This is a genomic window from Pseudomonas sp. GW822-FHT03F08 (assembly GCF_058801265.1).
In genome coordinates, this window is sequence record NZ_JBXANC010000006.1 from 477164 (window position 1) to 489163 (window position 12000).

General features: G+C 61.1%; 10 protein-coding genes. 4 read left to right on the forward strand and 6 right to left on the reverse strand.

What is annotated here, in order from left to right:
• Positions 1-50: 50 nt before the first annotated feature.
• The 4 genes from guaA to AC1RME_RS17980 form a co-directional block, all read right to left on the reverse strand.
• The gene (gene guaA, locus AC1RME_RS17965; protein ID WP_096818575.1) at positions 51-1628 is read right to left on the reverse strand and encodes a glutamine-hydrolyzing GMP synthase; all 1578 of its coding nucleotides are present in this window, start codon (positions 1626-1628) and stop codon (positions 51-53) included.
• Positions 1629-1727: 99 nt separating this feature from the next.
• Positions 1728-3197, reverse strand: coding sequence for an IMP dehydrogenase (gene guaB / locus AC1RME_RS17970; protein ID WP_085709413.1), 1470 nt, complete (start codon positions 3195-3197; stop codon positions 1728-1730).
• Between the two features lie 115 nt (positions 3198-3312).
• On the reverse strand, positions 3313-3861 hold the full coding sequence (locus AC1RME_RS17975) for a sugar ABC transporter ATPase (protein ID WP_096818577.1): 549 nt from the start codon (positions 3859-3861) through the stop codon (positions 3313-3315).
• A gap of 73 nt (positions 3862-3934) precedes the next feature.
• On the reverse strand, positions 3935-4702 hold the full coding sequence (locus AC1RME_RS17980) for a sulfite exporter TauE/SafE family protein (RefSeq protein WP_096818578.1): 768 nt from the start codon (positions 4700-4702) through the stop codon (positions 3935-3937).
• Positions 4703-4802: 100 nt separating this feature from the next.
• Here AC1RME_RS17980 and AC1RME_RS17985 point away from each other — a divergent pair, with 100 nt between their 5' ends.
• The 4 genes from AC1RME_RS17985 (at position 4803) to leuA (ending at position 9928) form a co-directional block, all read left to right on the forward strand.
• Complete coding sequence (locus tag AC1RME_RS17985) at positions 4803-5690, forward strand: LysR family transcriptional regulator (RefSeq protein ID WP_096818579.1); 888 nt, start codon at positions 4803-4805, stop codon at positions 5688-5690.
• A 10-nt stretch (positions 5691-5700) separates the two neighbouring features.
• Complete coding sequence (gene xseA, locus AC1RME_RS17990; RefSeq protein WP_096818581.1) at positions 5701-7080, forward strand: exodeoxyribonuclease VII large subunit; 1380 nt, start codon at positions 5701-5703, stop codon at positions 7078-7080.
• Positions 7081-7083: 3 nt separating this feature from the next.
• Positions 7084-7905: a peptidoglycan DD-metalloendopeptidase family protein gene (locus AC1RME_RS17995; RefSeq protein WP_096818582.1), complete on the forward strand. Its 822-nt coding sequence runs from the start codon at positions 7084-7086 to the stop codon at positions 7903-7905.
• 343 nt (positions 7906-8248) lie between these two features.
• Positions 8249-9928 (forward strand): 2-isopropylmalate synthase, encoded by a 1680-nt coding sequence (leuA, locus tag AC1RME_RS18000; RefSeq protein WP_096818584.1) that lies wholly within the window; start codon positions 8249-8251, stop codon positions 9926-9928.
• 68 nt (positions 9929-9996) lie between these two features.
• Here the strand turns inward: leuA and AC1RME_RS18005 are convergent, their stop codons facing one another.
• Positions 9997-10788 (reverse strand): amidohydrolase, encoded by a 792-nt coding sequence (locus tag AC1RME_RS18005; protein WP_096818586.1) that lies wholly within the window; start codon positions 10786-10788, stop codon positions 9997-9999.
• On the reverse strand, positions 10776-11924 hold the full coding sequence (locus AC1RME_RS18010) for a pyridoxal phosphate-dependent aminotransferase (protein WP_096818588.1): 1149 nt from the start codon (positions 11922-11924) through the stop codon (positions 10776-10778). The genes AC1RME_RS18005 and AC1RME_RS18010 overlap by 13 nt, the downstream gene beginning before the upstream one ends.
• Positions 11925-12000: the final 76 nt, after the last annotated feature.

Below are 12000 nucleotides of genomic sequence, written 5' to 3' on the forward strand. Positions count from 1 at the left end.
CACGCGGCTTTTTGTTGATCCGGCTTCAAGCCATCACGGCTTGCGCGAGATCACTCCCACTCAATGGTCGCCGGCGGCTTGCTCGACACGTCGTAAGTGACGCGGGAGATGCCTTCGATTTCATTGATGATGCGGCCGGAAACGGTTTCCAGCAGTTCGTAAGGCAGGTGTGCCCAACGCGCGGTCATGAAGTCGATGGTTTCCACGGCACGCAGGGCCACGACCCAGGCGTAACGACGGCCGTCACCGACAACACCAACCGACTTGACCGGCTGGAACACTACGAACGCCTGACTGACCTTGTGGTACCAGTCGGCCTTGCGCAGTTCTTCGATGAAGATGTGGTCGGCGCGACGCAGCAGGTCGGCGTATTCCTTCTTCACTTCACCGAGGATCCGCACGCCCAGGCCCGGGCCCGGGAACGGGTGACGGTAGACCATGTCGTACGGCAGGCCCAGTTCCAGGCCCAGACGACGGACTTCGTCCTTGAACAGTTCGCGCAGTGGCTCGACCAGCTTCAGGTTCATCTCTTCCGGCAGGCCGCCCACGTTGTGGTGCGACTTGATCACGTGAGCCTTGCCGCTTTTCGCGCCAGCCGACTCGATCACGTCCGGGTAGATGGTGCCCTGGGCCAGGTACTTGATGTTGTCCAGCTTGCAGGATTCGGCATCGAACACGTCGATGAAGGTACGGCCGATGATCTTGCGCTTCTTCTCCGGATCGGCTTCGCCGGCCAGGTTGTTCAGGAACTGGTCTTCAGCGTTGGCGCGGATCACCTTGACGCCCATGTTCTCGGCAAACATGGCCATCACTTGCTCGCCTTCGTGCAGACGCAGCAGGCCGTTGTCGACGAATACGCAAGTCAGTTGATCGCCGATGGCCTTGTGCAGCAGCGCCGCAACCACCGAGGAGTCCACACCGCCGGACAGACCCAGCAGCACGTTGTCGGTACCGACCTGTGCGCGGATGTTGGCGATGGCGTCTTCGGCAATCTTCGACGGGGTCCACAGCGCTTCGCAACCGCAGATGTCGAGGATGAAGCGCGACAGGATGCGACCGCCCTGCTTGGTGTGGGTCACTTCCGGGTGGAACTGCACGCCGTAGTAAGCGCGCTCGTCGTTGAACATGCCGGCGATCGGGCAGCTCGGAGTGCTGGCCAGGATGTGGAAGTCTTCCGGCATCTTGGTGACCTTGTCACCGTGGCTCATCCACACGTCGAGGCCGAACAGGCCGTCGGCGTCGATGTGATCTTCGATGCCGTCGAGCAGGCGGCTCTTGCCGACCACGTCAACGCGGGCATAACCGAACTCACGCAGCTCTGAACCTTCAACCTTGCCACCCAGTTGCTCGGCCATGGTCTGCATGCCGTAGCAAATACCGAAGACCGGTACGCCCAGGTCGAACACCGCTTGCGGGCAGCGTGGGCTGTTGGCTTCGTGCACGGACTCGGGGCCGCCGGCGAGGATCACGCCTTTTGGCGCGAATTGGCGAATGGCTTCCTCGTCCATGTCGAACGGATGCAGTTCGCAGTACACGCCGATCTCGCGCACGCGGCGGGCGATCAGTTGGGTGTATTGCGAACCGAAGTCGAGGATCAGGATGCGGTGAGCGTGAATGTCGAGGGCCATGATTCAGTCTCGTCTAAGTAATTCAGAAACAGTCTTGATTCAGAAACGACTCGGGGCTGAATAAAACAGCCCCGGTCATTTAACGTTTTGCTTGAAGCCTCAACCTACGCGGTAGTTTGGCGCTTCTTTGGTGATCTGCACGTCGTGAACATGGGATTCGGCCATGCCGGCACCGGTGATCCGCACGAACTCAGGCTTGGTGCGCATTTCTTCGATGTTGGCGCTGCCGGTGTAACCCATCGAGGAACGCAGACCGCCCATCAACTGGTGAATGATCGCGCTCAGGGTGCCCTTGTAAGGAACACGGCCTTCGATGCCTTCCGGAACGAGCTTCTCGGCGCCTGCCGAGGAGTCCTGGAAGTAACGGTCGGAGGAACCTTGAGCCTGGGACATGGCGCCCAGCGAACCCATGCCGCGATAAGCCTTGTACGAACGGCCCTGGAACAGTTCGATCTCGCCCGGCGCTTCTTCGGTACCGGCGAACATCGAGCCCATCATCACGCAGGAAGCACCGGCAACGATGGCCTTGGACAGGTCACCGGAGAAACGGATGCCGCCGTCGGCGATCAACGGAACACCGGTGCCTTCAAGGGCAGCGGCGACGTTGGCGATGGCACTGATTTGCGGAACGCCGACACCGGCGACGATACGGGTGGTGCAGATCGAGCCAGGGCCAATACCGACCTTGACGGCGTCGGCGCCGGCTTCGGCCAGGGCCTTGGCGGCTGCGCCGGTGGCGATGTTGCCGCCGATCACCTGCACTTCAGGGAAATTCTCCTTGACCCAGCGAACGCGGTCGATCACGCCTTTGGAGTGACCGTGAGCGGTGTCGACCACCACTACGTCCACACCGGCATTGACCAGCGCGGCAACGCGGTCACCGGTGTCTTTACCGGTACCGACTGCAGCGCCGACGCGCAGACGACCTTGGTCGTCCTTGCTTGCCAGCGGGTAAGCCTTGGCTTTTTCGATATCTTTGACGGTCATCATGCCTTTGAGGGCAAACTTGTCGTCGACGATCAGGACTTTTTCCAGGCGGTGCTTGTGCAGCAACTCGCGGACTTCGTTCTTGTTGGCGCCTTCGCGAACAGTGACCAGACGCTCTTTCGGCGTCATCACTTCACGAACGGTGGCTTCCAGACGGGTTTCGAAACGCACGTCACGGGAAGTGACGATGCCGACCAGGTCGCCATCGTGCAGCACCGGAACGCCGGAAATGTTGTGCATGCGGGTCAGTTCGAACAGATCACGAACCGTGGCGTCAGCCTCGATGGTGATTGGGTCCTTGACCACACCGGCTTCGAACTTCTTGACCTTGCGGACTTCGGCAGCTTGCTGCTCGATGGTCATGTTCTTGTGGATAATGCCGATGCCACCTTCCTGAGCCATGGCGATTGCCAGACGGGCTTCAGTAACGGTGTCCATGGCGGCAGAAACCAGAGGAATATTCAGTTCGATGCCACGGGTGAGGCGGGTCTTGAGACTGACTTCGTTAGGAAGCACCTCGGAATAACCAGGCACTAAAAGAATGTCGTCGAAGGTCAGAGCTTCTTGGCTGATACGCAGCATCGCGGGGGCTCCCGAGCGGGAAAATGGAAGCGCGCCATTATAGTCAGACACCCCTTCGGGTTCAATGTAAAACTTGTCTTATATCAATGTTGCTGATGTACGGGAAAAGCGCACCCTACAACTCGACCTTGACCCAGCTCACCGGTTGATCCAGCCAGTCGGCGAATTCGTCGATGAAACTCTGCTTGAACCCCGCCTCCAGCCAGTTGTTGAAGATGAAACCGAGGTTGGAAAACCCGCACTCCTGCAAATACAGAAAACCGTTGATGTCATCTTCATGCCCGCATTCAGGGCAGGTGAAATTGTCGGTACGGCCCGGCATCCAGTCTTCCAGGCTTTCGAACAGCGCTTCGCCGATTTCCTGGCGACACTCGGCACAACCGGCTTCTTCGAGAAAGCCCTTGGCCGGGGTGTAGATGCAGCGCTTGGTGACGACCTCCAGACCATTGATCGGCTCACCGAACGGCAGCGCCTCGGGGTGCAGCACCACCGCGCGGGCGCCATCGGCGATGGCGTAGGCCATGCGATTGCCGGTGCGCCCGCAGGTGCTCAGCTCTTCCTTGATGATGTTCTTGCGCACCAGCCAGCGCAGGATCGCCCGGGCCCGGGGTTCGTGCACCGGCAGGTTGGAGATTTTCGGGACGATGATGCTTTGGGAATTCATGGTGCAAGCCTGCTGCGTCAAAGGATGTTCTGCGACGAACGCGGCCGGCAGCTTAATCCCTGAGACAATCCGGTCAAGTGCTTAAATAGCGGCCGATCAGCGCCAGACCGCTCGCCAGCACCAGCCAGGTCACCAGCCGCACGAAGGCCTCGCGGGACAAACGCATGGTCAGCCGCCGTCCAATCCACAGTCCCAGCGCCATGGCCGGCAACAGGCACAGTGCAAGCATCAACAAGGGTAGCTCGGCATACACCCCGGCGATGGCGAACAGGCTCAAACGCACCACCGTGCTGCAACTGATCAGCGCACTTTGCGTGGCCCGGGCCGCGTCCTTGGGCAGTCGGCTGTTGAGGTAGATCGCATAAAGAAAGCCGCCACTGCCGAACAACGCCCCGAACAGCCCGCCCACCGTGCCCATCGGCAACGCCCACATCGCGGACAACTGCGCCGGCCGGGCCTTGATCCACAAGCTGTAAACCGCGTAGGCACTGATGAACAGCCCCATCAACAGCAACAACAGGTCGGACTTGAGGTTAAGCAGGAAAATCACCCCCAGCGTGCACCCCACCGCCATGCACGGCAGCAGCCGCAGCAATTCCGGTTTCGCCACATCACGCCGCGACGGCAGCAGATTGCCGAACGCAGCGACGAAATCCAGCAGCACCAGCAACGGCACGATCTTCGACAACGGCATGAACAGAATCAGGATCGGCCCCGCCACCAACGCCGTGCCGAAACCGGCAATGCCGAACACGATGTAGGCCAGCGCGATCGCCAGTCCGATCACCACCCAGCCCTGCACGCCCCACGACCATTCGCTCAACAACCCCGCCACACTCATTCGCTCGCTTCCTATATAAGCCTGCGATGACTTTAGCCAGCGCCGAGGGTTGCGACTAATATCATCGAAACCGCCAAGCCATCTCGAAAAGGCATGTCTCGTGCTTTCAACTCGTCAATTGCGCTACTTCGTGGAAATCGCCGAGAGCGGCAGCTTCAGCGCTGCGGCCGAACGCCTGTTCATCGCCCAGTCGGCACTGAGCCGGCAGATCAAGGACATGGAAACCCGCCTGCAGACGCCGCTGTTCGAACGCACGGCGCGCCAGCCCCGGCTCACCGCCGCCGGCGAAGCGTTCTTGCCCCGGGCGAGAAACCTGCTCAACGAATTGAACAAGGCCAGCACCCTGGCCACGGAAATCGGCCAGGGCCAGCGCGGCACCTTGCGCCTGTCTCACTCCAGCACCGTACCGATCAGCGGCCGACTGTTGCGCGACATGAGCACTTACCTGGAGCAACAGCCCGGGGTTTCGCTGGACATCGGCACGTTGTCTTCGGAGGCACAGCTTGAAGAACTGGCCGAGGGCCGGCTCGATATCGGCCTTCTACGCCTGCCGGTTTTGCGTCAGCGCGAGGGCGTTCAGGTTGTGCCGCTCTACACCGAACGCTTGCTGCTTGCCGTGCCAGCGGAGCATCGACTGGCTTTGGCGGAGGCAGTCGATCTGGCGCAATTGAAGGACGAAGCGTTCATCTCCATCCCCCATCCGCAACGGGGCGGGCTGAGCTATTTGTGCGCGGACCTGTGCATGCGTCACGGTTTTTTCCCTCAGGCTGCGCGAGTGATGTCGCGCAAGACCACACAGTTGCAATTGATCCAGGCGGGATTTGGCATTGCTCTGCTGCCGGAATCGATGCAGGACATCGCGCCCGCCGGTGTGAGATTTCTGCCACTGACCGGCGATTGCCAGAGCACCGTCGCCCTCGCCTTTCGGCAGAATCCCACACCGTTGGTGCAACACTTCCTCCAGACATTCACCGGCGAAAGCCTTTAAACTGCGCCCCATGATTAAAGATCCCTTTGCAAGACTCGGCCTGGACCGCGAAGTCCTGACCGTCAGCCAGCTCAACGGCCGCGCGCGGGTGTTGCTCGAAGACGTGTTCAGCAACATCTGGGTCGAAGGCGAAATTTCCAACCTCGCCCGCCCGGCGTCCGGCCACGTGTACTTCACGCTCAAGGACAGCGGCGCCCAGGTGCGTTGTGCGCTGTTCCGCCAGAATGCTGCTCGCGTGCGTCAGGCGCTGAAGGATGGCCTGGCGGTCAAGGTGCGTGGCAAGGTCTCGCTGTTCGAAGGACGTGGCGACTATCAACTGATCCTCGACACGGTAGAGCCTGCCGGCGACGGTGCGCTGCGTCTGGCCTTCGATGCCTTGAAGGAAAAACTCAGCGCCGAAGGTTTGTTCAGTGCCGAACGAAAAGTCCCGCTGCCAGCCCATCCGCAACACGTCGGCATCATCAGTTCGCCGACCGGCGCGGTGATCCGCGACATCATCAGCGTGTTCCGCCGCCGTGCGCCGCAGGTCAGACTGACGCTGATCCCCACCGCTGTTCAGGGCCGCGAAGCCACGGCGCAGATCGTCCGCGCTCTTAAACTCGCGGACGCCCGGGGTTTCGATGCGCTGATCCTGGCTCGCGGCGGTGGCTCGCTGGAAGATCTCTGGTGCTTCAACGAAGAGGCCGTGGCCCGGGCAGTGGATGCCTGTGTGACACCGATCGTCAGCGCGGTCGGTCATGAAACCGATGTGTCGATCAGCGACTTTGTGGCTGACGTTCGCGCACCGACGCCCTCTGCGGCGGCCGAATTGCTCGCCCCGGATTCCAGCCACCTGATCCGTCAGGTCGAAAGCCTGCATCGCCGGCTGGTGATGCGCATGCGTGACCGCCTGATGCGTGATCGTCTGCGTCTTGAGGGCATGGCTCGTCGTCTGCGCCATCCCGGCGAGCGACTGCGCCAGCAGGCACAACGCCTGGATGACCTGGACATGCGTATGCGCCGGGCGTTCGAGCGCCAGCTCAACACCCGCCGCGAACGCCTGATCCGCCTGGAAACCCGCCTCGCCGGGCAACACCCGGGACGGCAACTGGCCCTGTTGCGCCAGCGTCTCGACAGCCTCGCCGAGCGCCTGCCACGCGCAATGAACGAAGGCCTGAAACGGCGCCGTTTACAGTTGCAAAGCCAGATGCAGACCCTGCATGTGGTCAGCCCGCTGGCGACCCTTGGCCGTGGCTACAGCATTCTGCTCGACGAGCGTGGCAATGCGATCCGCGACGCGGCGCAAACCCACACCGGCCAGCGCTTGAAGGCCAGACTGGGCGAAGGCGAACTGCAAGTGCGCGTCGAGGACAATCACCTGACGCCCGTCACCCTCTCTTTACTGGACTGATCCATGCCGCGTTTTCTCGCTCCGCTGTTGTTGCTGTGCCTGACCTTCAACGCCCACGCCGACAGCTACATCACCCGGCTGCTGAACAAACCGGTGCCGGGCGGCGTTGCTGTCGTCGATCTGGGCACTGCCGCGCAAGCGCCGAAAGCCACGTATCAGGGCAAACCGGTGCTGGTGGTCAAGGAACAGAACAACTGGCTGGCGATTGTCGGCGTACCGTTGACCGTCAAACCCGGCACCCAGCAGATGAACAGTGGCGGCAAGAATCTGAACTTCACCGTCGGCAACAAGAAGTACCCGGAACAGCACATCACCCTGAAGAACTCGCAACAGGTCAATCCGAACCCGGCGAACCTCAAACGTATCGAGGGTGAGCTGGCCGAGCAGATCAAGGCCTACCGCAGTTTCAGCCCGAACACGCCGAGCAACCTGTTGCTGGACAAACCGGTCAACGGGCCGTTGTCGAGCAAGTTTGGCGTGCGCCGTTTCTTCAACGGTGAAGAGCGCAACCCTCACGCCGGCCTCGACTTCGCGGTGCCGGCCGGCACACCGATCAAGACCCCGGCGGCGGGCAAGGTGATCCTGATCGGCAATTACTTCTTCAATGGCAACACCGTGTTCGTCGACCACGGCCAGGGCTTCATCAGCATGTTCTGCCACATGTCGAAGATCGATGTGCAGAACGGTCAGCAACTGGCGCGCGGTGCGGTAGTCGGCAAGGTGGGTGCCACAGGTCGGGCGACAGGGCCGCACATGCACTGGAACGTCAGCCTGAACGACGCGCGGGTCGATCCGGCGATTTTCATTGGTGCATTCCAACCTTGATTCCGGGCTGAGCCTACTCCCGCGGGGATTGCGCACGACGAATGGTCTGCGCAATCCCCGTCAACAATTACCGCCATATCAAGAATAAAATCTCGGAAAAAACCGCTTTCCGGGTATTCCTCTCAATTTTTTTCGACTGCTTGCCATCCTCATCCCCCGCGGTTAGGGTTGAAGGCATGAAAACCTCTCACACCCTTATTCAGCTTCGCCAGCACCGCAGCCTGTGCCTCGTCAGCGCACGACTGCCGGGCTGAATCGCTGCGCCTCGTCCCAAGCTTCTCCCCGAACATTCGTTCCACCGGCAGGCCGCCTCTTTTCGGCCCAGACAATAAGGAATTTCCCGATGAGCATGCTCAAAGACCCGTCTTCGAAATACCGCGCGTTTCCTGTGATCAACCTGCCGGATCGCACCTGGCCGTCGAAAACCATCGATGCCGCGCCGATCTGGTGCAGCTCCGACTTGCGTGACGGCAACCAGTCGCTGATCGAGCCGATGGACGCGGTGAAAAAGCTGCGCTTCTGGAAAACCCTGGTGCAAGTGGGCGTGAAGGAAATCGAGGCGTCGTTCCCGGCCGCTTCGCAAACCGACTTCGACTTCGTGCGTACCCTGATCGAAGAAGGCCACATCCCGGACGACACTACCATCCAGGTGTTGACCCAGGGCCGTGAAGACCTGATCGAGCGCACCTTCGAATCCCTGCGCGGGGCGAAGAAAGCCATCGTTCACCTGTACAACGCCACCTCCCCTTCTTTCCGTCGCATCGTGTTCAACCAGGACAAGGACGGGATCAAGGCCATCGCCGTGAACGCCGCCAAGCTGTTCGTCAAATACGCAGCCATGCAGCCGGACACCGAATGGACTTTCGAGTACTCGCCGGAAACCTTCAGCGCCACCGAGCTGGAATTCGCCAAGGAAGTCTGTGACGCCGTGATCGAGGTCTGGAACCCGACGCCTGAGCACAAGATCATCCTCAACCTGCCGGCCACCGTTGAATGCGCGACCCCGAACGTCTACGCCGACCAGATCGAGTGGTTCCACCGCAACATCAACCGTCGTGACAGCGTGATCATCAGCCTGCACACCCACAACGACCGTGGCACTGGCGTGGCCGCCACCGAGTTGGGCCTGATGGCTGGCGCCGACCGTGTCGAAGGCTGCCTGTTCGGCAACGGCGAGCGTACCGGTAACGTCGACCTCGTCACCGTGGCACTGAACATGTACACCCAGGGCCTCGACCCGCAACTGGACTTCTCCGACATCGACGGCGTGCGCAAAGTCGTCGAAGAGTGCAACCAGATTCAGGTTCACCCGCGTCACCCGTACGTCGGCGACCTGGTGCACACCGCATTTTCTGGCTCTCACCAGGACGCAATCCGCAAGGGCTTCGCCCAGCAGAAATCCGACGCTCTGTGGGAAGTACCGTACCTGCCGATCGACCCGGCCGACATCGGTCGCAGCTACGAGGCGGTAATCCGCGTCAACAGCCAGTCGGGCAAGGGCGGCATCGCCTACCTGCTGGAACAGGAATACGGCATCAGCCTGCCACGTCGCATGCAGATCGAATTCAGCCAGGTCGTGCAGCGTGAAACCGATCGCCTGGGCCTGGAGATGACTGCCAAGCAGATTCACTCGCTGTTGATCAGCGAATACCTGCAAGCCAACACTCCGTACGCGCTGGTCAGCCATCGCCTGCAGGAAGAAAACGGTAACAGCGCCGTCGAAGTCGAAGTCGCGAGCAAGGGTCAGGGCGAAACCAACCTGCACTGGCGCGGCAAGGGCAACGGCGCGCTGGAAGCGCTGGTGGCCGGTCTGCCGATTCCGGTGGAGATCATGGACTACAACGAACACGCCATCGGCGCGGGCACCAACGCCAAGGCCGCGGCATACATCGAATTGCGTGTGAACGGTGAGCGTGCGGTACACGGCGTGGGCATCGATGAAAACATCACCACGGCCAGCTTCAAGGCACTGTTCAGCGCGCTGAACCGTTCGCTGAGCCAGCCGGAAGCGAAAGCGGCGTAACGGATCGCTGAAATGCAAAAGGCCCCGAAGTTCGCACTTCGGGGCCTTTTTTCGTTCTGAACCGACTATCAGGTGAACTCGAAAGTATCCGCGTCCAGATTCGCCGGGAACCGCTCTCGATAAGCGGCCAGCGATGCCGCTTCCAGAACCACCTTGAACACCCCGTCCGCCTCCCCCGCCGCGAGCAACGTTTCGCCCTGGAAATCCAGCACCTGACTGTCGCCGGTATAGACAAAGCCCTTGCCGTCAGTACCGACCCGGTTGACCGCCGCTACATAGCACAGGTTTTCAATGGCCCGGGCCGGCAGCAGCCGGTTCCAGTGCTGACGCCGCGCACCCGGCCAGTTGGCGGTGTACAGCAGCAGGTCGGTGTCTTGCGCATCACGGCTCCACACCGGGAAGCGCAAGTCGTAGCAGATCAGCGGACGCACCCGCCAGCCCTTGAGCTCGAACTGCACCTGGCGCTCGCCGGGGGTGTAGTGGTTGTGCTCGCCGGCCATGCGAAACAGGTGGCGCTTGTCGTAATGCAGCACTTCGCCGTCCGGTCGCGCCCACAGCAAGCGGTTGCGGTGGCTGCCGTCGGCGGCCTGGATGATCACGCTGCCAGTGACCACGGCATCCAGTTTCGCCGCCTGGGCCCGAAGCCATTTGCTGGTCGGGCCGTTTTCGGCTTCGGCCAGTGTTTCGGACTCCATGGAGAATCCGGTGGTGAACATTTCCGGCAGGATAATCAGATCCGCACCCCGCGCCTGCTCCAGCAAAGCGTCGAAATGCTCAAGGTTGGCCTGACGATCATGCCAGGCCAGGCTAGTCTGGATCAGCGCCAGATTGAGATCGGGTAACGCACTCAGATCACGCATAGTTTTGCCGCCGCTTCCCGCAGCGTCTCCTCGCGTTTGGCAAAGCACAGACGCACCAGGCGCTGGCCTTCGGGTGGATTCTGGTAGAACACCGACACCGGGATACTGGCTACGCCATGCTCGCGGGTCATCCACATCGCCATCTCGACATCGTTCAAGTCAGGACGGATCTGCGAGTAATCGACCAGTTGGAAATAGGTGCCGGTGACCCGGGTGAAGCTGAATCGCGAAGGCTCCAGCAAATCGCAGAACAGATCACGCTTGGCCTGATAGAAACCCGGCAGTTCTTCGACGTGTTCCGGATGCTCGGCCATGTAATCGGCCAGAGCGTACTGCAGCGGCGTCACACCACAGAAGCTGACGTACTGGTGCACTTTGCGCAGCTCGGCTGTCAGGGCCGGAGGTGCCACGACGTAGCCGGTTTTCCAGCCAGTGACGTGATAGGTCTTGCCGAACGAACTGACCACGAACGCCCGCTGATACAGCTCTTCATGAGCCAGCACACTGACGTGCGGCACACCGTCGAACACCAGGTGTTCGTACACTTCGTCGCTGATCACATAGATGTCGCGGTCGCGGATCAACGCCGCCAACTGGTCGAGCTCGGCGCGACTGATCAGCGCGCCGCTCGGGTTGTGCGGGGTGTTGAGGATGATCATCCGCGTACGCGGGCTCAGGGCTGCACTGAGCTTGTCAAAGTCGATGGAAAAATCATTCAGGCCCAACTGCACATGCACGCAGCGCCCGCCGGCCAGCTCCACCGACGGCTCATAGCTGTCATAAGCCGGGTCGAACACGATGACTTCGTCGCCGCTGTGGATAACCGCCTGGATCGCACAGAAGATCGCCTGGGTCGCACCGGGGGTCACGGTCACTTCAGTGTCGGCATCGACGTTGGCGCCATAGCTGCGAGCGATTTTGGCCGCGATCTGCTGACGCAACGCCGGCAGGCCGGTCATTGGCGAATACTGGTTATGGCCACTGGCAATGTGCCGACCGACCGCATCGCGCAGCGACTGCGGGCCGTCGAAATCGGGAAAACCCTGGGACAGGTTGATGGCTCCGGTCTGTGCCGCGAGCTGAGACATCTGCGTGAAAATAGTGATGCCGACATTCGGCAGCTTGCTGGTAATCATCGGGGTTCCCTGCTCTGCCCCGGCACTGACGACGGCGCGGGAGAGCCCGAGGATAGCCCATCCGGCGCCCATAAAA

What these genes read in the sequence shown, in the direction of transcription:
- leuA (WP_096818584.1), top strand. Translation starts at nt 8,249, where the DNA reads ATGAGCATGCTCAAAGACCCGTCTTCGAAATACCGCGCGTTTCCTGTG.
- guaB (WP_085709413.1), bottom strand. Translation starts at nt 3,197, where the DNA reads ATGCTGCGTATCAGCCAAGAAGCTCTGACCTTCGACGACATTCTTTTA.
- AC1RME_RS18010 (WP_096818588.1), bottom strand. Translation starts at nt 11,924, where the DNA reads ATGATTACCAGCAAGCTGCCGAATGTCGGCATCACTATTTTCACGCAG.
- AC1RME_RS18005 (WP_096818586.1), bottom strand. Translation starts at nt 10,788, where the DNA reads ATGCGTGATCTGAGTGCGTTACCCGATCTCAATCTGGCGCTGATCCAG.
- xseA (WP_096818581.1), top strand. Translation starts at nt 5,701, where the DNA reads ATGATTAAAGATCCCTTTGCAAGACTCGGCCTGGACCGCGAAGTCCTG.
- AC1RME_RS17980 (WP_096818578.1), bottom strand. Translation starts at nt 4,702, where the DNA reads ATGAGTGTGGCGGGGTTGTTGAGCGAATGGTCGTGGGGCGTGCAGGGC.
- AC1RME_RS17995 (WP_096818582.1), top strand. Translation starts at nt 7,084, where the DNA reads ATGCCGCGTTTTCTCGCTCCGCTGTTGTTGCTGTGCCTGACCTTCAAC.
- AC1RME_RS17975 (WP_096818577.1), bottom strand. Translation starts at nt 3,861, where the DNA reads ATGAATTCCCAAAGCATCATCGTCCCGAAAATCTCCAACCTGCCGGTG.
- guaA (WP_096818575.1), bottom strand. Translation starts at nt 1,628, where the DNA reads ATGGCCCTCGACATTCACGCTCACCGCATCCTGATCCTCGACTTCGGT.